This window comes from Nonomuraea sp. GTA35, from assembly GCF_041950525.1.
Classification (GTDB): Bacteria; Actinomycetota; Actinomycetes; order Streptosporangiales; family Streptosporangiaceae; genus Nonomuraea.
The window spans coordinates 125,587-148,115 of sequence record NZ_JBGNUV010000010.1 but is presented as its reverse complement, the minus strand read 5'-3'; the positions used below and the strand labels follow the sequence as shown (position 1 = coordinate 148,115).

The window sequence follows — 22,529 nt, the reverse complement described above, 5'->3', positions numbered from 1 at the left end:
CCTGTGCATAGAGGGGGGCAGCTGTCTCGTGGCTGAGAAGCTGATCGCAAACCTGCAGACGAACCGCGGCAATATCAAGGTAGAACTCTTCCCCACCAAGGCGCCGAAGACGGTGCGCAACTTCGTGGAGCTGGCCGAAGGCTCCCGTGAGTGGACGCATCCGGGCACCGGCGAGAAGAGCACCGGCCGCTACTACGACGGCACGATCTTCCACCGGGTGATCTCCGGCTTCATGATCCAGGGCGGCGACCCGCTCGGCCAGGGCATCGGCGGCCCCGGCTACGAGTTCGACGACGAGATCCACCCGGAGCTCTACTTCAACCGCCCCTACCTGCTCGCCATGGCCAACGCCGGCATCCGCTTCGGCAAGGGCACCAACGGCTCGCAGTTCTTCATCACGGTCGTGCCGACGCCGCACCTCAACGGCAAGCACACGATCTTCGGTGAGGTCGTCGAGGGCCAGGAGGTCGTCGACGCCATCGCCAAGACCCGCACCGACCGCCGCGACCGCCCGGCGGAGGACGTCATCCTGGAGTCGGTCACCATCGACCGCGTCCAGGCCTGACGGCCCACCCGCCGCCCGCCCCGCCCCCGCTACGCCGGGGGCGCCGGCCGGGCTCGCCCTTCACCGATCGGCCTCACGCGGCATGGTCGTGCAAGCCTTAGGCTTCGGTCATGACCAGCCAGCCGCCGAGCCCGCCCCCGCAGCCCGAGCAGCCCGCTGAGGCGGTGCCCACGTGCTACCGGCACCCCGACAGGGAGACCTGGGTCCGCTGCCAGCGTTGCGAGCGTCCCATCTGCCCCGACTGCATGCGTGATGCCGCCGTCGGCTTCCAGTGCCCCGAGTGCGTCGCCGAAGGCAACAAGGGCATCCGCCAGGCCAAGTCCACGTTCGGCGGCAACGTCGTACGCACGCCCATCGTCACGTACGTCATCCTGGCCCTCAACGTCCTGGTCATCGGCTCCCAGTTCGTCCTCGGCGATCGCCTCCTCAGCGAGCTGGTGATGTACGCGCCGGCGGTCGCCGGAGGCGACCAGTACTACCGCCTGATCACTGCCGCGTTCTCCCACCAGGACCTCGTCCACATCCTGTTCAACGGCTGGGCCATCTTCGTCATCGGCCCCTATCTCGAACGGGCCTTCGGGCACTGGCGCTACCTGGCCCTCTACCTGCTCAGCGCGCTGGGCGGCTCGGTGCTCGGCTTCTGGCTGGACCCGGTGAACACGGTGACGCTGGGCGCCTCCGGAGCCGTCTTCGGGATGTTCGGCGCCGTCTTCGTGGTGGGGCGCAAGCTCAACCTCGACGTGCGAGGCATCGCCGTGATCATCGCACTCAACCTGGCCATCACGTTCGTGCTGCCCATCATCTCCGGCATCGGCATCAGCTGGACCGGGCACGTCGGCGGCCTGATCACGGGCACGCTGCTGTGCCTGGCGCTGGTCCACGCCCCGAAGACGAACAGGGCGCTGTGGCAGGGGCTGGCGATCGCTGGAGCGCTGGCCGTCTTGGTGGCGCTCGTGCTGGTCCGCGTCCCAGCGATTGTCAGCTTCGTCGGCTGAGCTTCCCCAGGCTGTGGAAAAGGCTGTGGAAAGAACTAACGCCAGCGGGTGGAAAGAACCACACCGAAGATGATGAAAACAAACCCGATCAACAGGTTCCAGTTCTGGAGGTCGCTGAAGAACGGCGCCTGTGGTGCGACGTAATAGATCGCGATCCACAGGATGCCGATGATCCATGCGGCGACCATCGTGGGGGCCAGCCAGCGCGGGCTGACCTTGACCTGCTGAGACCTCTGCGGCGGCGTGTAAACCGCCTTCTTGCGAGCCTTGGACTTGGGCACTGGGTAACTCCTGCTGAGGGCCTGGGCATCCGGATCGTCCACAGGCTCTTCGTTTAGCGTAGTTGAAGCGTGCCCCAGGATAGTCGCCACGCGCACGACATGGCGATCCCCAGGGCCCGCATCGCTGCCGAATACGCTGATCGAATGCGGGCCACGCTCCGGGCCGTGGGGGAGCTCAGCATCACCGCGGGCCTGATCCTCATGCTGTTCTGCGCGTACCTGCTCTGGGGTACCGGCGCCTACACCCAGAGCCAGCAGTCGCTGCTGCGCGGCGAACTGGCCGCGAAGAAGCCCGGCCAGGCGAAGGTCCGGCCCGGCCAGGCACTCGCGATGCTGCGCATCCCCAGGCTGGGCCGCGACTACCAGTACGCCGTGGTCGAGGGCGTCGGGGCCGAGCAGCTCAAGAAGGGCCCCGGCCACTACCCCGACAGCGCCATGCCCGGCCAGGTCGGCAACTTCGTGCTCTCCGGGCACCGCACCACGTACGCGGCCCCGTTCAACGAGATCGACGAGCTCGAACGCGACGACGAGATCGTGGTCGAGACCCGCGACGCCCGCCACACCTACCGCGTCACCTCGCAGGACATCGTCAAGCCCGACGAGATCGACGTGCTCGCCCCCGTGCCCGGCAAGCCCGACATCCGCCCCATCCGCGCCTTCATCACGCTGTCCACCTGCCATCCCGAGTACTCGGCCGCCGAGCGCCTGATCGTCTACGGCGTGCTGAAGGAGAGCGAACCACGCGAGGAGTGACATGTACGCCTGGCTCTGGCGCAAGCTGCCCGGCCGCCCGCGCACCCGCATCCTGACGGCCGTCGCGCTGGTCGCCGCCGCGGGGGCCGTACTCTGGTATGCGGTGTTCCCGCTCCTGGAGCCCGTGGTGACGCTCGACGAGGTGACCGTAAGGAAATGACGCGCGTGCTGGTCGTGGACAACCACGACAGCTTCGTCCACACGATCGTGCAGTACCTGCGCGAGCTCGGCGCCGACTGCGACGTGCGGCCGCGCGACGACGTACGCGTGCACGACGCCGACGGCTTCGACGGCGTGCTCATCAGCCCCGGCCCCGGCACCCCCGAGGCGGCCGGCGTGAGCGTCCCCCTGGTGCACCACGCGGCCGGGAGCAACCGGCCGCTGCTCGGCGTCTGCCTCGGCCACCAGGCCATCGCCGTGGCCTACGGCGCCACCGTCACCCGCGCGCCCGACCTCTTCCACGGCCGCACCAGCGCCATCACGCACGACGGCAAGGGCGTGTTCGAGACGTTGCCCTCACCCGTGCGCATGACCCGCTACCACTCGCTGGCCGTGCTGCCCGAGACCGTGCCCGCCGTGCTCGACGTGACCGCCCGTACGGAGGACGGCGTCATCATGGGCCTGCGGCACCGTGTGGCGCCCGTCGAGGGCATCCAGTTCCACCCCGAGTCCGTGCTGTCCGAGCACGGCCACCGGCTGCTCGAAAATTGGCTGCGCGCAATCGTGTAACAAACGTCTCGCGCAGAGCGACGTACAAGTGAGCGTCCCCGCCGTTGCCCCCGAGCGGCGGGGGCGTTCTCTGCTTTCCCACGACACACCCCCGTACATGCGGAAGGACCGCCCCCTGAGGGGCGGCCCTTCGCCGTGCGTGCGGGACCTCAGCCGCCGAAGTCGCCGCCGAGGCCGTCGTCACCGATCGGGTTGTCGTCGGTGGGCTCGTCCGTCGGGAAGTCGTCGGTCGGCTCGTCCGTCGGGAAGTCGTCCGTCGGCTGATCCGTCGGGAACCCGTCGGTCGGCTCGTCCGCGGGGCCGGTGGACACCACGATCGTGACGGTCGTGCCCGCCGTGAACTTCTCCCCCTCACCGGGGTTCTGCTGCACCACGGTGCCCTCAGGGGCCGCGTCGGCCTGCCGGACGACCTTGGGCTTGAAGCCCGCGCCCGAGAGTTGCGCCTTGGCGTCCTGCTCGGTGAGGCCGATCACGCTGGGCACCTCGCTGAGCGCCTTCGGCACGAACAGGGTGACGGAGCCGCCCTCCTCGACCTCCGTGCCGGCCTTGGGGTCGGTGGCGACGACCGTGCCCTGCGGCTTGGTGGAGTTCCGGGTCTTGATGACACCGGTCAGGCCCGCCTCCTCCAGGGCCTTCACGGCGTCGGCCTGCGGCATGCCGACGAGGTCGGCGGGCACCTTGACCTTCTTGGGCCCGCTGGAGACGACCAGCTTGACCGCCGAGTTCTTCTCGACCTTGGTGCCGGCCTTGGGCTCCGTCCGGATGACGGCGTCCTTCTCGACCTCGGTGCTGGCCTCCTGCACCACCTCGACCTTGAGCTCGAGGTCGGTGAGCTGCCCCTCCGCGTACGACCGCTCCTGCGAGGCCAGGTCGGGGATCTGCACCTGGCTGTCGGTCGGCGTGCCCCCGCCGCCGCTGAACACCACGTAGCCGACCGTGATGAACCCGCCGATGATGAGCAGCGGGATGATGATCCACAGCGCGGTCTTGAGCGCGTTGCCGCCGCCCGAGGCCCTGCGCCGGCCGCCGCGCCCGCCGCCCTCGTCGTACTCGTACGGCGGGACCGCGGTGGTGCGCTGCGTGGCCGGCCCGTGAGCCGCCTGCGTGGCGGTCATCATGCGCGTGCCCTGGCCGAAGTTGCTCGTCATCGCCGTCGTCTGGGCGTCGACCGGCATGCCGGACATCGCGCGCTGGATGTCGGCGCGCATCTCGCCCGCGTTCTGGTAGCGGTGCGCCGGGTCCTTGGCCATGGCCTTGAGCACGATGGCGTCGGCCCACTGCGGGATCTCCGGGTCGATCTGGGACGGCGGGATGGGGTCCTCGCGCACGTGCTGGTAGGCGATCGCGACCGGGGAGTCGCCGGTGAACGGCGGCTGGCCGGTCAGCAGCTCGTACAGCACGCAGCCGGTGGAGTAGATGTCGCTGCGCGCGTCGACGCGCTCGCCGCGCGCCTGCTCCGGCGACAGGTACTGGGCGGTGCCGATCACCTGGGCCGTCTGCGTCATCGTGGCCGCGGAGTCGGCCATCGCGCGCGCGATGCCGAAGTCCATCACCTTGACGTCGCCGGCACGCGTGATCATCACGTTGGCCGGCTTGATGTCGCGGTGCACGATGCCGCCGCGGTGGCTGTAGTCGAGCGCGCGCAGGATGCCGTCGACCAGCTCGGCCGCCCGCTCGGGCATCAGCCGCCGGTCCTGGCGCAGCAGGTCGCGCAGCGTCCTGCCGTCGACGTACTCCATCACGATGTACGGCACGGGGGTGCCGTCGGTGACATCCTCGCCGGTGTCGTAGACGGCGACGACGGCCGGGTGGTTCAGGGAGGCCGCCGACTGCGCCTCACGGCGGAACCGGGCCTGGAAGGTGTGGTCGCGCGCCAGGTCGGAGCGGAGGGTCTTGATCGCGACTATGCGGTCCAGCCGGATGTCTCGGGCGCGATACACCTCGGCCATGCCGCCGCGCCCGACGACGCCGTCGAGCTCGTAGCGACCTCCGAGTAGCCGAGGCTGAGTCATTTCCTGCACTGTCCCTTACCGTTCATCTTGGGTACCGGCCTGCTCGGGGGGCCGCCGGTGTCCATCATCGACCCCATGGCGCATCACGTCTCCTCCTTGGGCGGGTTCGTATCACCCGGGTCCGGCGAGGCGGTGGGTGTCGGAGTTGTCGGTGTAGTGGTGGGCGTTGGGGTCGTCGGGGTGGGCGTAGGGGGCCGGGTGGTGGTGGTCCGGGTCGGTTTCGGCGTCGGCTTCTTGGTAGGAGTAGCCGACTTGCTTACGGTAGCCGACGGTGAGGGTATAGGGTTCGTCGACTTCACCGGAACCACCGGGGGCCGCCGCGTCTTCGTCTTCGTCTTCGTCGGCCTCACCCGCGGCTGCGTCGGCGTGGCCGTGACCGGCGGCTGCGACGGCTCCGCCACCTCCGGCGCCGTATTCGGCTGCTCGCGGTTGGCGAACGTCACCGCCGTGAGCCCCACCGCCGCCACGCAGCCCGCCGTGGCGACCAGCGCCAGCGTCCTGGCGCCCCTGCGCCCGCCCGACGGCCTGTCCTGCACCGTGGTGGCCGGGGCGAGGTCGTCGGTCACCCGCTCGTCCTCGGGGGCCGGCTCGCGGACGCGGAAGCCGCCGGGGTCGGTGAGCATGCTGAGCTCGGGAACGTGCTCGACGCCCGCCAGCGACTCGCGCAGCACGTACGCCCGGTCGGCCACCTCCAGCGCCGAGCCGGGACGCTGCGCGGGCTCCTTGGCCAGCAGCGCCATGACCAGCTCCCGTACCTGTGCGGGCACGTCCACGCCGAGCGGCGGCGGCTGCTCGTTGAGGTGCTGCAGCGCGATCGCCACCTGGCTGTCCCCGCGGAACGGCGTGCGTCCCGCCAGGCACTCGTAGGCCACCACGCCCAGGGAGTACAGGTCCGTCGCGGGTGTGAGCGGGAAGCCCTGCGCCTGCTCGGGGCTGACGTACTGGGCGGTGCCCAGCACGGTGCCGGTCTGCGTCACCGGCGCCGCCTCCAGGGCCCGCGCGATGCCGAAGTCCGTCACCTTGATGGTGCCCTCGGGGGTGACCAGCAGGTTGCCGGGCTTGATGTCGCGGTGGATGATGCCCGCCGAGTGGGCCGCGTGCAGCGCCTTGGCCGTCTGGTGCACCACGTCGAGCGCCACCTCGGGCCCGATGGCCCCGTTGCGGGCCAGGATGGCCGACAGCGGCTCGCCGTGCACCAGCTCCATGACGAGATAGGCCAGCTCGCTCTGCTCGCCGTAGTCGAAGATCTGCGCCACCCCCGGGTCCGCCAGCGCGGCCGTCAGCCGCGCCTCGTTGCGGAACCGTTCGCGGAAGGTGGGATCGGCGTAGATGTGGCTGCGCAGGATCTTCACCGCCACCTCGCGCCCGAGCAGTTCGTCACGGGCGCGCCACACCTCTCCCATACCGCCCGTGGCGATGCGGGAGACCAGAAGGTAGCGGTTACGGAGCCGCATGACCCAGCAGGTTACCGTCACTCACTTGTTCAGCACCGCCTCCAGCACGGCCTTTGCGATCGGCGCGGCGGTGTGGCCGCCGGTCGCCTCCGCCCCGACGTTGGCCGCACCGGACTCGACGATGACCGCGAGGGCCACCTTCGGGTCCTCGGCGGGCGCGAAGGAGATGAACCAGGCGTGCGGCGGCGCGTTGGTGGCGGTCTCCGCGGTGCCTGTCTTACCCGCTACTTGGACGCCTGGGACCTGCGCCAGGTTGGCGGTGCCGTTGCTCACGACGCTCGCCATCATCTCGCGCAGCTTGGCGGCCGTCTCGGGGCTGACCGCGTCCGTCTTCAGCTCGTCGGGCTCGGCCTCCTCGATCGTGTCGTTCTTGGCGTCAGTGATCTTGTTGACGAGGTACGGCTTCATCACCGTGCCGTCGTTGGCGATGCCCGCCGCGATCATGGCCATCTGCAGCGGCGTCATCCGGTTGTCGCGCTGCCCGATCGAGGCCATGGCCAGCGCGGCCTTGTCGTAGTCCTTGCCGAAGTCGCTCTGGGCGGCGGCCATCGGCACGGACACCGGCGTGCCCATGCCGAACTTCTCCGTCTGCTCCTTCATCGTCTCGAAGCCCAGCTCCATGCCCATCGAGGCGAAGGGCGTGTTGCAGGACTTCTCCAGCGCGTACACCAGCGTCACCCGGCCGCTGCCGCAGGCCGCGCCGCCGTAGTTGGGCAGGCTGATGTTCGTGTTGGGCAGGGGCAGCCGCTGCGGCGCCTCCACGGTCGTCTGCGGGCCGCGCGAGGAGTCGGCCTCCAGGTACGCCGCCATCGTCACGACCTTGAACGTCGAGCCCGGCGGGTACGTCTGCGAGATGGTGCGGTTGAGCAGCGGCTGGCTCTTGTCCGCGTCCAGCTCGTCGTACCTCTTGAAGACCGTGCCCTTGTCGGTGCCCGACAGCTCCGCCGGGTCGAACGTGGGCAGCGAGACCATCGCCAGGATCGCCCCCGTCTTGGGGTCGAGCGCGATCACGGCGCCGCGCTTGCCGCTGTTGCGCAGCGCGTCGTAGGCCGCCTTCTGGGCCTTCGGGTTGATCGTGAGATCGACGCTGGCGCCCCTGGTCGGCTCGCCCGTGAACAGGTCGATGCTGCGCCGCAGCAGCAGGTCGGCGCTGGAGCCGTCGAGCAGGGCGTTCTCGCTGCGCTCGATCGCGCTCTCGCTCTCGGGCGAGAAGTAGCCCGTGACGTGCGCGTACAGCTTGCCGTCGGTGTACTTCCTGACGAACTTGAAGTCGTTGTCCTTGGTCTCGACGGACTGCGCGAGCACCTTGCCGCCGGCCGTGATGCGGCCCCGCTCGATGGCGTAGCGGTCGTAGTAGTTGCGGGTGTTGCGCGCGTCCGTGCGGTACTCCTCCGCCCGTACGGCCTGGAGGAAGTTCACGTTGATCATCAGGAGCGCGAACATGGCCAGGCACGCCACGGCCACGCGCTTCAGAGTGCCGTTCATCGCTGGAACACCTGCGTCAGTCCTTCGTTCTGGATCGCTTGAGGCGGGGGGCGTCTGGCGGCATCTGACGTTCGTACCAGCAGCGCGATAAGGATCCAGTTAGCCAGGAGGGCAGAGCCGCCCTGGGACATGAACGGCGTCACCAGGCCGGTCAGCGGAATGAGGTTCGTCACGCCTCCGACGATGATGAAGACCTGCCAGGCCAGGATGAACGACAGACCGCCCGCCAGGAGCTTGGAGAACGGGTCGCGGGCCGCCAGCGAGGTGCGCAGGCCGCGCTGGACGATCAGCGCGTAGATCATCAGGATCGCCATCAGCCCGGTCAGGCCGAGCTCCTCGCCGGTGGCGTTGAAGATGAAGTCGGAGAAGGCCAGCGGGATCAGGTCGGGGTGGCCCTGACCGAGCCCGGTACCCAGGATGCCGCCGGCGCCCAGGCCGAACAGGCCCTGCATGATCTGGTAGCTGCCGCCGAACTCGCGCTCGTAGTACTCGTCGGAGCCGGGGTTGAGCCAGACGTCGAAGCGGTCGCCCACGTGGGAGAAGAGCTGCCCGGCCAGGAACGCGCCGCCGACGAACAGCAGGATGCCGATGAGCACCCACGAGGTGCGCTGGGTGGCGATGTAGAGCATCACCACGAAGCCGCCGAACAGCAGCAGCGACGAGCCCAGGTCCTTCTGCAGCACCAGCACGCCGATGGCGACCGCCCAGGTGATCAGCACCGGGCCGAGGTCGCGCGCCCTGGGCAGGTCGATGAACAGCAGCCGCCGCCCGGCCAGCGCCAGCACGTCGCGCTTGGCGACGAGGTAGCCGGCGAAGAAGACGACCAGCGCGATCTTGGCGAACTCGGCCGGCTGGATGGTGGCGACGCCGAGGTCGATCCAGATGCGCGCACCGTTGATCTCCTCGCCCAGCACCGGCAACAGCGGCGAGACGAGCAGGACCACGCCGACCAGCCCGGCCGTGTACGTCATCCGCTGCAACGCCCGGTGGTCACGCAAAACCAGCAGCGTCACGGTGAAGAGCACGACGCCGACGCCGGTCATGATGATCTGGTTGGTGGCGGAGGCGCCGTCCATGCCGGGCAGATCGGACTGCTCCAGCCGGTAGATCATCACCAGGCCGAGACCGTTGACCAGCGTCACCAGCGGCAGGATCAGCGGGTCGGCCCAGGGGGCGAACTTGGCCAGCACCAGGTAGGCGGCCAGCATCAGGCCACCCAGGCTCAGGCCGTACGTCAGCATGCCCGCGGGCACCTGGCCGTCGATCGCCAGACCCACGTTGGCGTACGCGCCCATGATGATCAGCACCGCGAGGGCGAGCATGATCAGCTGTGCCCCGCGCCGCTTGGCCGGCATCGGGACGGGGGAGACGGCGACTTCGCTCATCTACTGCTGTTTCGTCTTGGTGGCGGTGGCGGACACGGTAGGCGTGGGGGTGGGGCTCGCCTCCGCGGTGGCCTCTTCCTTCGGTTCTGAGTCGGCGAACTTCAAGCTGTTGATCCTCGTTATGCCTTCGGCCTCGGTGGTGACCGGGATGCCGCTCTTGATCAGAGCCTGGTCCGCCTCCGACAGGCTGGACAGCTTCTTGCCTGTGGGCTTGGAGACGTGGAACAGCGGGATAGGCCCCAGCTCCCTCTGGATCCCTTGGAACACGACCACCTCGTCGCCCCTCGCTCCGACGAAGAACTGGTCCTGAGTCCACTGCCATCCAAAGTAGCCGCCGACGCCGACGGCCACGACGCCAATGCCGAACACGGTGACCAGCACGGGCCACACGCGACGACGCTTGCCCGACCGCCGGGACGCCTGGGGGGCGTCCGGCTCGTCGAACTCGTCATCGGTGATCACCGGCTGGGGTGCGGTCACCGCGTTGGCTCGCCCCGGCGAGGTGTCCTGCGGACTGCCGTGCAGCCGGGCCATGCCCGCGGCGCCGACGACGGCGGCGTCGGCCGGCACCTGCTGACCGTCGGTGATCTCCAGCACGTCGGCCAGCACGCACGTGATGTTGTCCGGCCCGCCCCCTCTGTTGGCCAGGTCGATGAGCTGGCGGACGACCTCTTCCGGGTCGTCGATGTTGGTGAGCGTGGCGTGCAGCGTCTCGGCGCTCACCACGCCCGACAGTCCGTCGGAGCACAGGAGGTAGCGATCGCCCACCTGCGCCTCGCGGAGCGTGAGGTCGGGATCGACCTCGCCGCTGCCGTCGAGCGCGCGCAGCAGGATCGAGCGCTGCGGATGCGTGGCCGCCTCTTCCGGTGTGATGCGCCCGTCGTCGACGAGCTGCTGCACCAGCGTGTGGTCATGCGTGATCTGGTAGAGCTCCCCGCGTCTGAGCAGGTAGGCGCGCGAATCGCCCACGTGCACCAGCGCGACCTGGGTGCCGTTCCAGAGCATGGCCGTCAGAGTCGTGCCCATGCCTTTGAGGCTGGGATCCCGCCCCACCATTTCGTGCAGCTTGCGGTTGGCGTCGCGTACCGCTGCCTCGATGGCGTTGAGCAGGTCACCCCCCTGTTGGGCCTCTTCCAGAGAGGCCATGGCGGCGATGGCGACTGAGCTCGCCACCTCGCCGTGTGCGTGCCCGCCCATGCCGTCGGCGACGGCGAGCAGGCGGCCGCTAGCGTACGCCGAGTCCTCGTTCCCTTCGCGGAGGAGGCCGACGTCCGAGCGGGCGGCGTAGCGGAGTGCGATGGTCATTTGCGCAATTCAATGACTGTTTTGCCGACGCGGATCGGAACACCGAGCGGCACCGGGGTCGGGCGGGTGACTTTCGAGCGGTCGAGATACGTGCCGTTGGTGGACCCAAGATCTTCCACGATCCATTGACCGTCCTGAGGAAAGAGCCGGGCGTGCCGGCTGGAAGCGTAGTCGTCGGTGACTACCAGCGTGGCGTCATTGGCCCGGCCAATGGTGATGGGCGTCTCCGTGAGGTCGATGGTGGTGCCTTGGAGTGGGCCACCGGTGACGATGAGCTGGCGTGGCTCGCCCTTCTTGCTCTTGGGCTTGACCACGGGTTTGGCTGGTTTCGCGGCCTTACGTGCGCCCGCGGGAGCCGTGCGTGAGCCGAACAAGTCAGTCCGGATCACGCCGACTGCGGCAATGACGAAGAACCACAGCACCGCCAGGAAAGCGAGCCGGATCAGCAGCAGCGTGAGCTCGGACATGGACCGTCTGTCTACCCCTAATCGCGCCGGAACACCAGAGTCGTACGCCCCAACGTCACTCGCGTGCCGTTCTGGAGCTCGATCCTGCGTACCGGCTGGCCATTGACGAAAGTGCCGTTCGTCGATCCGAGATCCACGAGAACCACGGTCTGGCCCTCGACGCGCAGCTCCGCATGGTGCCGCGACACTCCTGGATCGACGAGACGAAGATCGCAGTCGGTGCCCCTGCCGAGCAAGGTCACCGGAGTGGTGAGCTCGTAGGAGCGGTCGCCCTGCGGATCATCCTGGGTGGAGACGAGCAGCCGTGGCCGCCCGTTGAACGCGCCGGGCCTCGACGGAGGCAGGTCGCTCGCCGGCTGGCGGATCTCGTCCTGCTCGACCGTCGCGCCACGGATGACGCCCGATCTGATGCGGAACAATCCCACAGCCAGGTCGCCGGCGGTCTCGAAGCGAACCCGGACCGGTCCCACAAAGGAGTAGCCCTGTTCCTTGGCGTACTCCCTGGCGAGGTTGGCCAGTTCGTGGCTGATGCTGTCGGCGTAGACCTCCAGCCTCTCGCTGTCGGTCGTCGACAGCTCCACCACGAAGTCGTTGGGCACGAGCGTGCGACCTTGAGCGACGATCGCCGCACGCTCATCCATCTCCCGCTGAACCGCGCTGGCGACCTCGACCGGCTGAAGGTCAGATTTGAACGCCCGCGCAAAGGCTCCCTCCACCAGGCCTTCGAGCCTTCGCTCGAAGCGCTGAAGGACTCCCACCGGGTACCTCCCTTCCTCCGTGCATATGATCGCGGCCCCGAGACGCTATCGGCGCCCGGTCTCCGCTCGTTCCACGTGACGGTCTTCCAGGCGCTCGTCGGCCCTCGCGCCCAGCTCCTCCGCTCCCGTGTCTTATGCGATCGTATCCGGGTTCAGTACCAGTGGCTGTTCCGTGCTAATGTTCTTTCCGCACCCACAAGGGCGGGTGGCGGAACGGCAGACGCGCACGGTTCAGGTCCGTGTGTCCGAAAGGACGTGAGGGTTCAAATCCCTCCTCGCCCACTCAGGGTCACCGATGAAATCGGCAGACCCACACTGACGAAACAAGCCCCGGTTCGCAAGAGCCGGGGCTACTTCTTTGTCGCGACCTTGTCAGTACGGGCTGTGCTCCGCATGGAGACCCTGGATGCCCTCGCTTGCAGATCACTTTCGAATGGCTTGAGTGATTTAGCTCACACTGCCGTGCCGAGGTGAAACGGGGGCGCGCCGGTCCGGCGGCCCCCGCACACCTGTTCTACGCCGCTCTGGTGTCCAGCAGCTCGCCGACCAGGTCGGTGAGGCTCACCATCCCGATGACCTCCTGCGCCGCGTTCGTCACCAGGGCCAGGTGGGACCTGGCCTCCTGCAGGGCCGTGACGGCCTCGGGCACCTGGGTGGTGCACGGCAGCCTGGGCAGCGGCCTGATCAGGTCCGCCGCCCTGCTCTCCGGCTTCAGCAGGGCCTCCCGGACGTGCAGGGCGCCCTCCACGCCCTGCGGACCCTCCACCAGGAGCCTCAGGTGGGCGCTGCCCGCCGCCGTCGATCTGATCTCGGCGGCCGTCGCCGTCGCCCTGACCTTGACCGCCCGGTCGATGGGCACCATGAGGCGCTCGATGCCCTCGTCGTCCAGGCGCAGGGCCCTGGTCAGGAGGTCGTGCTCCTCCCGGTCCAGCAGGCCCATCCGGCCCGACTCGCCCACCAGCATGGCGAGCTGGCGCGGGGTCCTGGTCGTGGCCAGCTCGTCCCTCGCCTGGACGCCGAAGAGATGCAGGATCAGGTTCGTCAGCGCGTTCAGCGTCGAGAGCAGCGGGCGCATGACCGTGGTGAAGGCCCTGAACGGGAAGGTCAGCAGGAGCGCCGCCCGCTCGGGGTGGGTCAGGGCCCACGACTTCGGAGCCATCTCGCCGATGACCATGTGCAGGAACGTCACCAGGGCCAGGGCGATCACCAGCGCGATGGGCAGCCGCATGGCCTCGGGGACGCCTATCGCGGCGAAGACCGGCTCCAGGTAGTGCTCCAGCGCGGGCTCCGTCACCTGGCCGAGGCCCAGGGTGCACAGCGTGATGCCGAGCTGGGCGCCCGCCAGCATCAGGGAGAGCTGGCGGCTGCCGCCCGCGGCCGATCTGGCCGCGATCCTGACGAGCCGGTTGCCGCCCGCCGCCATCTCCTCCAGGCGATGCCGCCTGGAGGAGACGAAGGCGAACTCCGCCGCCACGAAGAGCGCGTTGAAGGCCAGCAGCGCGAGGCTTAGAATGATCATGGTCATCGGGACGTCGCCTCCGCGTGCCGCAGCGGCGTCAGGCGCACCCATTCGGGCACCCGCCGGTTGAGCGAGATCACCGTCAGCTCCGCCTGGTGCTCCTCCACGTCTTCCGCGAAGGGGTCGGTGTTGGTGTCGATCGGTACGGTCACCGTGTCGCCGGGGTTGGGCATCCTGCCCAGCTCGGCCAGCACCAGGCCGGCGAGGGTGTCGTAATCGTCGCTCTCCGGCAACGCCACCCCTGTCGCGCGCTCGACCTCGTCGAGGCGGAGGCTGCCCGGCACCTCCCAGATGCCGCCCGGGTGCTCGACGGCGCCCACCGGCTCGGGGTCGTTCTCGTCCACCAGCTCACCGACCAGCTCCTCGGCCAGGTCCTCGATGGTGATGACGCCTGCCAGGCCGCCGTACTCGTCGATGACGCAGACGATGTCGTCCTTGGCCGCTCGCATCCTGTCGAGGACGGCCGGGAGCGGGACCGAGTCGGGCACCAGCAGGGCGGGGCGGGTGATCGCGGAGATGCTGCCCACCTCCAGGCCGGACGTGAGAAACTCGCGCACGCCCGTGACGCCTGTCACGTCGCCGTCCTCGCCGACCACGGGGTAGCGGGAGTGGCCGCACTCGCGCATGACCGCGAGGAGGTCGCTGATCGGCTGCGAGGCACGCAGGACCACCACCCGGGGGCGGGGGACCATGATCTCCTCCGCCGTGCGGTCGCCGAACTCCAGCGCCCGCTCCAGGAGGTCGGAGAGCCTGGGCGGCAGCTCGCCCGCCTGGGTCGACTCCGCGATGATGCGGGAGAGCTCCTCGGGGGTGGCGCCGTGCTCCACCTCCTCCACGGGCTCGATGCCGACGCGCCTGAGCAGGCCGGTCGCGGCCGAGTCGAACAGCTTGACCACCGGGCCCACGACGGCCAGGTAGACCAGCGTGGAGCGGGCCAGGAACTTGGCCACCTGCTCGGGTCTGGCGATGCCCAGGTTCTTGGGCGCCAGCTCGCCGAACACCATCTGCACCACGGTCGCCACGAAGACGCCGGCCGTCACGGAGACACCCGTGATCATGGCCTCGGACAGGCCCGCGCCGGCCAGCCAGGGCCGTACGAGCGTGGCGATCGCGGGCTCGGCCAGGAATCCGACCAGCAGCGCCGTCACCGTGATGCCCAGCTGGGCGCCGGAGAGCATGAAGGACAGGCGGGAGGTGACCTGGAGTGCCTTCTCGGCGGAGGCGTCGCCGGCGGCGGCCTGCTCGCGCAGCACACCCCGGTCGGCGGCGACGAAGGCGAACTCCTGGGCGACGAAGTAACCGGTCGCCGCGGTGAGAAGCAAGAGGGCCAGCAGCCCGAGATAGGCGCTCACCGCAGTGAGCCCTCAGAGGAACCCGTGCCCGTGCACGGGCGAAGACTCCACGGGTCCGGATCGGACACGATCATCCCTTCGATAGAGGTCGTCCATAACCGTAACGACGCTGGTGGCATCTATGTTTCCGCAGTGACTCTCAGCTAGTTCCGCGTACTTTTCCGTGGAGAAACCTTGGCGGAACGTCTTCACTGCTGGGGGGTTGGACGTAGCGTCTATGACAAAGCGAAGGGAAGAAGGCGAAGTGACCGAGGACGACCGGACCCGGGCCATGCGCTCACCAGGCGACGGCCGCCCGCTCCCGCCACGGCCCAGTGACGGCCTGCGCTCGGGGGGCGCGCCCGCTCACCGGCTCCCCTCGGGAGGGCCAGGAGCGCCTACTCACAAGCTTCCCACCGCCGCTCAGGCTCCCGAGTCGCCACGGGTCGAGGAGCCTGCGCGGGCGAACTCGCGGGTCTACGGACGCGAGCGGTCGGGCAGGAACCCGGTCAGGCCGTTCAAGTCGCGTGGCGAGGAGCCGCCCAGAGGGCCGGGAGGTCCCGCCGGGGGCCGCCGCGGGCCCGGGGGGCCGCGCAGGAGGATCTCCTGGAAGGCCGTCGTGACCATCGTCGCCGGGCTGCTGGTGGTGTTGCTGGTCGCGGCCGTCGCGCTGTTCTTCGTGATCGACTCGCGGCTGGCGGGCATCGACGGGGTGCTCGACGACTACGAGGGCCGGCCCGCCGACACCCCGGGCACCAACTGGCTGCTCGTCGGCTCCGACAGCCGCAAGGGCCTGACCGCCGCGCAGCGCAGGAAGCTGGCCACGGGGCAGGCCGCCGGGCAGCGTACGGACTCGATGATGCTGCTGCACATCCCCGAGGGCAGCGACAAGCCCACGCTGGTCAGCCTGCCGCGCGACTCGGCCGTCACCATCCCGGGCAAGGGCCGCGACAAGCTCAACTCCGCGTACGCCATCGGCGGCCCCAAGCTGCTCGTCCGCACCGTGGAGACGGTCACCGGGGTGCACGTCGACCACTACATGGAGATCGGCTTCGCCGGGTTCGTGGACATCGTGGACGCCATCGGCGGGGTCGAGATCAACGTGCGCGCGGCCGTGAACGACCCCAAGGCCGGCCTCAACCTCAAGAAGGGCGTCCAGGAGCTCAACGGCTCCCAGGCGCTCGGCTACGTGCGTACCCGCAAGGGCGGCGCGCTGCCCGACTTCGAGCGGACCAAGCGGCAGCGGCAGTTCCTCGGCGCGGTGGTGAAGAAGGCCGCCAGCCCGGGGGTGCTGCTCAACCCGTTCACCTCGATCCCGCTGGCCTTCAGCGCCACGGACGCGGTCGAGGTCGACTCGGGCACGGGCGCGTTCAACATGCTCTCGCTGGGGCTGGCCATGGGCGACAGCCCGACGACCACGGTGGTGCCGTTCGGCGGCAACGAGGTGATCCCGGGCGGTGGCACGGCGGTCAAGTGGGACCGGGTGAAGGCGCTGGCGCTGTTCGACGCGTTGAAGGCCGACAAGCCGGTGCCGAAGGAGATCGTGGACGCCGGCTGAGGCCCGCTCAGCCCCCGCCTCCACCCCCGCCTCCGCCGTCGCCGCCTCCGCTGGAGGAGTTGGCGGCCACGACGGCGGAGTTGATGGCGGCGATGGCCTGTGCCACCGCCGCGGCCGCCCAGGCGCCCTCGGCGATGTGCTTGAGGCGCTTCCTGTCCGCGCCGGGGAAGGCCTTGCGGCTGAGGCCGGCGGCGTGGACGAGCGCGATCAGCGCGGCGGTGCGGTCGTCGGGGCCGGCGCCCGCCAGGACGGCGGACGCCCGCTCCCTGACGTCCGCCTCCACGCCGGGGAACGCCTCGGGCCAGCGGGTGACCGGGAAGAGGCCCAGCGCCCTGCCGCGCCGCTCCGTCAGCACGCCCCTGGCCGCCAGCCGGGAGAGCAGGCGGTTGCGCAGCTTGTGCGACTGCAGCTTCTGCACCCACCACGACGGGCTCCTGTCGCTCGTCCTGCCGGCCATGAGGGCCAGGACGGCGTCGAGCTCCTCGTCGCCCAGCGGAGTCGGGTCCTTGACCACCAGCTTCCTGCCCATCAGCTTCCTGCCGGTCAGCTCCACCCGGTCGCGGACGGCCAGCTCCGCCAGGAGCGCGCCGGCGACGGCCGGGTCGAGGTACATGGTGTCGATGAGCGGCTTGCCCTTGTCGTCGCTGTAGGCGAGCAGGAGGAGCTCCTCGGCGATCGTCACCGTCATGCCATGAACACTAATCTCCCAGCCATGAGCATTTCGGATAAGTTGCACGCCATTGGCCGCCCGTTGCTCCAGGCGCAGCTCGACCACGCCACGGTGGCCGGGATCGGGCGCGGGGACCTGCCGGAGCCGGTGTTCCGGTCGTGGCTGGAGCAGGACTACCTGTTCCTGCTGGACTACGTGCGGGTGTTCGCCAGGCTGGCCTGGCAGGCGCCGGACGCTCATCTGGGTGACCTGGTGGATCTGGCGCACACCACCTTCCACGACGAGCTGAGCCTGCACCGGTCGATGTCGGCGGAGTTCGGGGCCGATCTGGAAGGGGCGGTGAAGGGGCCGGCGTGCGCGGCGTACACGGAGTTCCTGCTGGAGTCGGCGAGTTCGTACGGGGAGGGGCTGGCGGCGCTGTACCCGTGCATGTGGGGATATTCGAACCTCGGGCGGATCCTGGCGGCGGACCCGCCCGAGGAGCCGCGGTACCGGGCCTGGGTGGACACGTACGCGGATCCCGGGTTCGCCGCGCTCACGGTGCGGATCGGGCAGATGATCGACGAGGCCCGGCCGGATCCGGCCCGCGCCGAGGAGCTGTTCATCGAGGGGATGACGCACGAGCTGGCGTTCTGGGACGTGCCGTAGCCACCGGGTGGGGACACGTACCCTGGTGGCATGCCCGAACTTCCCGAAGTGGAGTCACTCGCCCACTTCCTGCGCGAGCGGGCGGTGGGCCGCACGATCCTCGGCGTCGACGTGGTCGCCATCCAGGCGCTCAAGACGTTCGATCCGCCGGTCACGGCGCTCGGCGGGCTGACCGTCACGGCCGTGGCCAGGCACGGCAAGTTCCTCGACCTCGACTGCGACGGCCTGCACCTGGTTATCCACCTGGCCCGCGCGGGGTGGCTGCGCTGGCGTGACGACCTGTCCGGCGCCAAGCCGGTACGGCCGGGCAAGGGGCCGCTGGCGGTACGGGTCAGGCTGGCGCCCGACGACGAGGGACTGGCGCCGGGGTTCGAGCTGACGGAGGCGGGGACGCAGAAGCGGCTCGCCGTCTATGTCACGAAAAATCCGGACGAGGTGCCTGGTGTTGCGGCGCTCGGCCCCGACCCGCTCGCCGAGTCCTTCACCGTCGACGCGCTCAAGCGCATCGTCGGCGGCAACCGCACCCAGATCAAGGGCCTCCTTCGCGACCAGAAGGTGATCGCGGGCATCGGGAACGCCTACTCCGACGAGGTGCTGCACGCCGCCAGGATGTCCCCGTTCAAGATCGCGGCCACGCTGACCGACACCCAGGTCGCCGACCTGCACGAGGCCATCGTCACCACGCTGCGCGACGCCGTCGAGCGCGCGCACGGGCTGGCGGCCAAGGACCTCAAGGCGGAGAAGAAGTCGGGCCTGCGCGTGCACAACCGCGCGGGGCAGTCCTGCGACGTGTGCGGCGACACGATCAGGGAGGTCTCGTTCGCCGACTCGTCGTTGCAGTACTGCCCCACCTGCCAGACAGGCGGCAAGCCGCTGGCCGACCGCCGCCTGTCCAAGCTGCTCAAGTAGCGCTCAGCACCTGCTCCTCGGCGGGCTTGCGGGCTCGCGCGCGCAGGCCCGCGACGGCGACGACGGTGGCCAGCAGCGTGGCCGTGACGGGCACCACCAGGGCCGTGCGCATCGCCTCCAGCCCGGCTTCGGCGCCCGTCGCCGCGCCCAGGGCGGCCACGTTGACGGCGGTCACCATCGACAGGCCCAGGGCCGCGCCGAACTGGAACGAGGAGTTGATCAGGCCGCCGGCCAGGCCCTGCTCGTGCTCGGCGATGCCGTCCGTGGCCACGATCGTCAGCGGGCCGTAGACGAAGGCGAACATCAGGCCGAGCAGCAGCATCGACGGCAGCATGGCCGCGTACGTCCAGTCCAGGCCCACCCCGAGGAACAGCGCGTACGCCAGCAGCCCCGACACCAGGCCGCCGAGCACGACCTTGGCGTTGCCGTACCGGTTGACCAGCCACGGCGTGAGCGTGGGGGCCAGCACCACGTCCGCGGCGGCCGCCAGCAGGGCCAGCCCCGTCTGGATGGTGGACCAGCCGCGCAGCTCCTGCAGGTAGAGCGTGATCAGGAACTGGAAGCCGAAGAACGAGGCCGTGAGCAGCGCGGCCATGACGTTCGCGCGGACCAGCGGGCCCGAGCGCAGGATCCCGAGGCGGACGAGCGGGCTGGCGGAGCGGCGCTCGACGGCGACGAAGAGCGCGAGCAGGGCCAGGCCCGCGGCGAAGGCCGCGACCGTCAGGAGCGGGCCGTCGGAGGGGTGTTCCAGGCGGACGACGCCGTAGACGAGCAGGATCATCGCCCCGGTGATGCTGATCGAGCCCGCCACGTCGAAGCCGCCCGTCGCGGCCGGACGTTCCCCCTGATCCCTGATCAGGGGGATGGCGGCGATCAGGATGACCAGCGCCAGCAGGACCGGGGCGAAGAACACCCAGCGCCAGCCGATCGCGGTCAGCAGCCCGCCGATCACCAGCCCGAGCGCGAAGCCGCCCGCGGCCGTGCCCGCGTAGACGAGCAGGGCCCTGTTGCGCTGCGGGCCCTCGGGGAAGTTCGTGGTGATCAGGGACAGGCCGGCGGGCGTCATGAACGCGGCGGCCACCCCGGTGACGAACCTGGCCACCAGCAGCACCCACCCCTCGTCCGCGAAGCCGCCCAGCCCGGAGAACAGCAGGAACACCACCAGCCAGAACAGGAACATCCGCCGCCGCCCCAGCAGGTCGGCCGCCCGGCCGCCGAGCAGCATGAAACCGCCGTAGCCGAGCACGTACGCGCTCACGACGCCGCTCAGCATGCCGGTGGACAGGCCGAGGTCGGCCCGGATGGACGGGAGGGCGACGTTCAGCATCGCCACGTCGATGCCCTCCAGGAAGATGGCCCCACACAGAACGATCAGTACGCCCCAGGTACGGGCGGTGACAGGCACAACAAGCCCCCGGTTATGAATAGGCAGTCGGTTATCTCTTGTAACCGCCCACATCATGCGACAGCATGAAATCTCGTGGAAGACGGCACTTTCAGATCACTCAGTTACTGCGAAGGCACCGTGGACGACGACTACGACGCGCGCCAGTGGGACGTGCGGGAGGACTGCGAGGTCCGCCAGATCCTCGACCGCATCGCCGACAAGTGGTCGCTGCTGGTGATCGCGCTGCTCGACTGCCAGAGCCTGCGCTTCACCCAGCTCCGCCGCGAGATCGACGGCATCAGCCAGCGCATGCTCAGCGTCACCCTGCGCCAGCTCGAACGCGACGGCCTGGTCACCCGGACGGTCCACCCGGTCGTGCCACCTCGCGTGGACTACGCGCTCACGCCGCTCGGCCGGACGCTGCACCAGACCATCAAGTCCCTGGTCACCTGGACCGAGCAGCACCAGGAGGAGATCATCGCGGCGCGTGCCGCCTACGACGCGCGGCGCGAGATGATGGAGTCATGACCGTTCCTGAGATCGAGGCCACCGCCGTTCCCGCAGACGCCTACCTGCTCGACGTCCGCGAGCAGGACGAATGGCTGGCCGGGCACGCGCCCGAGGCCGTGCACATCCCCATGACCCAGATCCAGGGCCGGGTCGACGAGGTGCCCGCCGACCGCACCGTCTACGTCGTCTGCCGGGTGGGCGGGCGGTCCATGAACGTGGCGGCCTGGCTCAACCAGCTCGGGCGCGACGCGGTCAACGTGGGGGGCGGCATGCAGGCGTGGGAGTCCGCGAGCAAGCCGATGGTCAGCGAGACGGGGCAGCCGCCGTACGTGGCCTGAACCACCCACTATGGCGGTTCAGCCGCCATTGAGGCATGATGAGGGCGCAAACTACAGATCGTCGCGGGAGCTCGGGGTGCCGGGCTGAGAGGGCAGCTACTGATCCGCTGCCGACCGCCTGAACCTGTCCGGGTAATGCCGGCGTAGGGAGTGTGCGATGACGCATGTCGCCGACGAAGTTCCGCTGACACTCGAAGGCCGGCCGCCGAAGACGCTGGGCGTGCTCGACCAGGGCGCGCTCTGGGCGAACCTCGGCGTCAGCCTTCTCGGCTTCTCCGGGGCGATGTTCCTGGTCAACCCGCTGGGCAACGCCCCGCTCAGCCTCGCGGCGGCACTCGTGGCGACCGTGGTCGGCAGCCTGATCGGCACGGCGATGGTGGGCCTGTCGGCCGTTCCCGGGACGCAGACGGGGCAGCCGGCGATGGTGCTGCTGCGCGGGCTGTTCGGGGCGAAGATCTCCTACGTGCCGACGGTGCTGAACATCGTGCAGATGCTCGGCTGGGGCGCGTTCGAGCTCTGGGTGATCGCCATGGGCGCCGGCGCGATCTTCCCCGCGGTGCCGTACGCGGTGTGGGTGATCGCGGCGGGGGTGCTGACCACCGCGCTGACGATCTGGCCGCTCGGGTCGATCCGGGTGCTGCGCCGGTACGTGACGATCGGCGTGATCATCGCGATGGTCTGGTTCACCTGGTTCTTCCTGCGGCAGGCGCCGGCGCAGGAGGGGGGCTCGTGGACCGCCTTCCCCGCCGCGGTCGACTACGTGATCGCGCTGTCGGTGTCGTGGGTGCCGATGGCGGCCGACTTCGCCCGGCACTCGCGCTCCACCGGCGCGGCCTTCACCGGGGTGGTCGGCGGTTACACGCTGGCGCAGGTGGCGTGCCTGGGGCTGGGCGTGTACGCGGTGGCCATCGCGGGCAACGCGGACGCCGTGTTCGGCACGTTCGTCGCGGTGCCGCTGGGGGCGCTGTTCTTCGCCATCCTGGTGCTGCGCGAGACCGACCAGTCCTTCGCCAACGTCTACTCGACGACGGTCTCGCTGCAGAACCTGATGCCGCGCGTGGACCGGCGCGCCTTTTCCGTCGCCATCGGGGTGCTCACCGTCGTGATCGCCCTGCTCGTGGACGTGACGTCGTACGGCGCGTTCCTGGGCGTGATCGGGGCGGTGTTCGTGCCGATGTTCGCGGTGCTGGCCGTGGACTACTTCCTGCTGGGCGGCGCCCGCCGCTGGAACACCGAGGAGAACGCGCCCTCCCGCTGGTCCATGCTGGTGCCGTGGGCGCTGGGCTTCGTGGCCTACTGGCTGACGACCTCGACGCCGACCGTCGCGGCGTGGGACGGCTTCTGGGCGGGCGTGCGCGAGGCCATCGGCTTCACCCGGCAGGTGTGGATGAACGGCGCGCTGGGCGGCGCGCTGGTGGCCGCGCTGGTCACGCTGCTCATCGGCCTGCTGCTGCGCGGGCGCCGGTGAGG

The 22,529-nt window shown here is 69.7% G+C and carries 23 protein-coding genes, 1 tRNA gene and 1 riboswitch; of the genes, 12 read left to right on the top strand and 12 right to left on the bottom strand.

The annotated features are described in order from the left end of the window. Positions 1–28: 28 nt before the first annotated feature. Together ACBJ32_RS37360 and ACBJ32_RS37355 are read left to right on the top strand one after the other, a co-directional pair. Positions 29–565, top strand: coding sequence for a peptidylprolyl isomerase (locus ACBJ32_RS37360; RefSeq protein WP_357874486.1), 537 nt, complete (start codon positions 29–31; stop codon positions 563–565). Between the two features lie 110 nt (positions 566–675). Further along, entirely contained in the window at positions 676–1,560 is an 885-nt protein-coding gene (locus tag ACBJ32_RS37355) for a rhomboid family intramembrane serine protease (protein ID WP_375130745.1), read from the top strand. 35 nt (positions 1,561–1,595) lie between these two features. On the opposite strand, the gene ACBJ32_RS37350 is transcribed toward ACBJ32_RS37355, so the two are convergent. Next, positions 1,596–1,841 (bottom strand): cell division protein CrgA, encoded by a 246-nt coding sequence (locus ACBJ32_RS37350; RefSeq protein WP_148442372.1) that lies wholly within the window; start codon positions 1,839–1,841, stop codon positions 1,596–1,598. Between the two features lie 144 nt (positions 1,842–1,985). On the opposite strand from ACBJ32_RS37350, the gene ACBJ32_RS37345 reads away from it, so the two are divergent. From ACBJ32_RS37345 to ACBJ32_RS37335, 3 genes are read left to right on the top strand one after another with little or no spacing between them, the layout of a single operon-like run. Next, positions 1,986–2,594 (top strand): class E sortase, encoded by a 609-nt coding sequence (locus tag ACBJ32_RS37345; RefSeq protein ID WP_375130744.1) that lies wholly within the window; start codon positions 1,986–1,988, stop codon positions 2,592–2,594. A gap of 1 nt (position 2,595) precedes the next feature. After that, positions 2,596–2,754: a hypothetical protein gene (locus ACBJ32_RS37340; protein ID WP_357874495.1), complete on the top strand. Its 159-nt coding sequence runs from the start codon at positions 2,596–2,598 to the stop codon at positions 2,752–2,754. Continuing rightward, positions 2,751–3,323 carry an anthranilate synthase component II gene (locus tag ACBJ32_RS37335; RefSeq protein WP_375130743.1) on the top strand — a complete coding sequence of 191 codons (573 nt, stop codon included), beginning with the start codon at positions 2,751–2,753 and terminating at the stop codon, positions 3,321–3,323. The genes ACBJ32_RS37340 and ACBJ32_RS37335 overlap by 4 nt, the downstream gene beginning before the upstream one ends. 149 nt (positions 3,324–3,472) lie before the next feature. On the opposite strand, the gene pknB is transcribed toward ACBJ32_RS37335, so the two are convergent. The 7 genes from pknB to ACBJ32_RS37300 all read right to left on the bottom strand — a co-directional run bounded on the left by pknB (position 3,473) and on the right by ACBJ32_RS37300 (position 12,189). Further along, positions 3,473–5,335, bottom strand: a complete 1,863-nt coding sequence (gene pknB / locus ACBJ32_RS37330; RefSeq protein ID WP_375130742.1) for a Stk1 family PASTA domain-containing Ser/Thr kinase — start codon at positions 5,333–5,335, stop codon at positions 3,473–3,475. An 83-nt stretch (positions 5,336–5,418) separates the two neighbouring features. Continuing rightward, positions 5,419–6,789, bottom strand: a complete 1,371-nt coding sequence (locus ACBJ32_RS37325; RefSeq protein WP_375130741.1) for a serine/threonine-protein kinase — start codon at positions 6,787–6,789, stop codon at positions 5,419–5,421. Between the two features lie 21 nt (positions 6,790–6,810). Then, positions 6,811–8,274 carry a peptidoglycan D,D-transpeptidase FtsI family protein gene (locus ACBJ32_RS37320; protein WP_375130740.1) on the bottom strand — a complete coding sequence of 488 codons (1,464 nt, stop codon included), beginning with the start codon at positions 8,272–8,274 and terminating at the stop codon, positions 6,811–6,813. Continuing rightward, positions 8,271–9,659, bottom strand: coding sequence for an FtsW/RodA/SpoVE family cell cycle protein (locus ACBJ32_RS37315; protein WP_375130739.1), 1,389 nt, complete (start codon positions 9,657–9,659; stop codon positions 8,271–8,273). Before ACBJ32_RS37315 ends, ACBJ32_RS37320 begins: the two co-directional genes overlap by 4 nt. Continuing rightward, positions 9,660–10,964 carry a Stp1/IreP family PP2C-type Ser/Thr phosphatase gene (locus ACBJ32_RS37310; protein WP_375130738.1) on the bottom strand — a complete coding sequence of 435 codons (1,305 nt, stop codon included), beginning with the start codon at positions 10,962–10,964 and terminating at the stop codon, positions 9,660–9,662. It lies immediately after the preceding gene. Continuing rightward, positions 10,961–11,431 (bottom strand): FHA domain-containing protein, encoded by a 471-nt coding sequence (locus ACBJ32_RS37305; protein WP_357874513.1) that lies wholly within the window; start codon positions 11,429–11,431, stop codon positions 10,961–10,963. The genes ACBJ32_RS37310 and ACBJ32_RS37305 overlap by 4 nt, the downstream gene beginning before the upstream one ends. Positions 11,432–11,448: 17 nt before the next feature. Then, positions 11,449–12,189: a DUF3662 and FHA domain-containing protein gene (locus tag ACBJ32_RS37300; protein WP_185111214.1), complete on the bottom strand. Its 741-nt coding sequence runs from the start codon at positions 12,187–12,189 to the stop codon at positions 11,449–11,451. A gap of 199 nt (positions 12,190–12,388) precedes the next feature. Between ACBJ32_RS37300 and ACBJ32_RS37295 the strand changes: the two genes are divergently transcribed. Next, positions 12,389–12,471, top strand: a tRNA-Leu gene (locus ACBJ32_RS37295). A 232-nt stretch (positions 12,472–12,703) separates the two neighbouring features. Here the strand turns inward: ACBJ32_RS37295 and ACBJ32_RS37290 are convergent. Next, on the bottom strand, positions 12,704–13,708 hold the full coding sequence (locus tag ACBJ32_RS37290) for a hemolysin family protein (RefSeq protein ID WP_375130737.1): 1,005 nt from the start codon (positions 13,706–13,708) through the stop codon (positions 12,704–12,706). Positions 13,709–13,710: 2 nt separating this feature from the next. Beyond that, positions 13,711–15,060, bottom strand: a complete 1,350-nt coding sequence (locus ACBJ32_RS37285) for a hemolysin family protein (RefSeq protein ID WP_375130736.1) — start codon at positions 15,058–15,060, stop codon at positions 13,711–13,713. A 598-nt stretch (positions 15,061–15,658) separates the two neighbouring features. Here ACBJ32_RS37285 and ACBJ32_RS37280 point away from each other — a divergent pair. After that, a complete protein-coding gene (locus ACBJ32_RS37280) occupies positions 15,659–16,597 on the top strand; it encodes an LCP family protein (protein ID WP_375130735.1) in 939 nt (312 codons plus the stop codon). A 7-nt stretch (positions 16,598–16,604) separates the two neighbouring features. On the opposite strand, the gene ACBJ32_RS37275 is transcribed toward ACBJ32_RS37280, so the two are convergent. Continuing rightward, the gene (locus ACBJ32_RS37275; protein WP_375130734.1) at positions 16,605–17,285 is read right to left on the bottom strand and encodes a GPP34 family phosphoprotein; all 681 of its coding nucleotides are present in this window, start codon (positions 17,283–17,285) and stop codon (positions 16,605–16,607) included. Positions 17,286–17,309: 24 nt separating this feature from the next. Here ACBJ32_RS37275 and ACBJ32_RS37270 point away from each other — a divergent pair, with 24 nt between their 5' ends. Together ACBJ32_RS37270 and ACBJ32_RS37265 are read left to right on the top strand one after the other, a co-directional pair. Beyond that, a complete protein-coding gene (locus ACBJ32_RS37270; protein ID WP_375130733.1) occupies positions 17,310–17,915 on the top strand; it encodes a TenA family protein in 606 nt (201 codons plus the stop codon). Between the two features lie 30 nt (positions 17,916–17,945). Further along, positions 17,946–18,824: an Fpg/Nei family DNA glycosylase gene (locus ACBJ32_RS37265; protein ID WP_375130732.1), complete on the top strand. Its 879-nt coding sequence runs from the start codon at positions 17,946–17,948 to the stop codon at positions 18,822–18,824. Here the strand turns inward: ACBJ32_RS37265 and ACBJ32_RS37260 are convergent. Beyond that, positions 18,817–20,229 (bottom strand): MFS transporter, encoded by a 1,413-nt coding sequence (locus ACBJ32_RS37260; protein WP_375130731.1) that lies wholly within the window; start codon positions 20,227–20,229, stop codon positions 18,817–18,819. The genes ACBJ32_RS37265 and ACBJ32_RS37260 overlap by 8 nt on opposite strands. Before the next feature lie 120 nt (positions 20,230–20,349). On the opposite strand from ACBJ32_RS37260, the gene ACBJ32_RS37255 reads away from it, so the two are divergent. The 3 genes from ACBJ32_RS37255 (at position 20,350) to ACBJ32_RS37245 (ending at position 22,527) form a co-directional block, all read left to right on the top strand. Further along, complete coding sequence (locus tag ACBJ32_RS37255; RefSeq protein WP_357874535.1) at positions 20,350–20,739, top strand: helix-turn-helix domain-containing protein; 390 nt, start codon at positions 20,350–20,352, stop codon at positions 20,737–20,739. Next, the gene (locus ACBJ32_RS37250; RefSeq protein ID WP_357874538.1) at positions 20,736–21,059 is read left to right on the top strand and encodes a rhodanese-like domain-containing protein; all 324 of its coding nucleotides are present in this window, start codon (positions 20,736–20,738) and stop codon (positions 21,057–21,059) included. The genes ACBJ32_RS37255 and ACBJ32_RS37250 overlap by 4 nt, the downstream gene beginning before the upstream one ends. A gap of 53 nt (positions 21,060–21,112) precedes the next feature. Then, positions 21,113–21,227, top strand: a riboswitch (TPP riboswitch). Beyond that, positions 21,217–22,527 (top strand): purine-cytosine permease family protein, encoded by a 1,311-nt coding sequence (locus ACBJ32_RS37245; RefSeq protein WP_375130730.1) that lies wholly within the window; start codon positions 21,217–21,219, stop codon positions 22,525–22,527. It overlaps the preceding riboswitch by 11 nt. Positions 22,528–22,529: the final 2 nt, after the last annotated feature.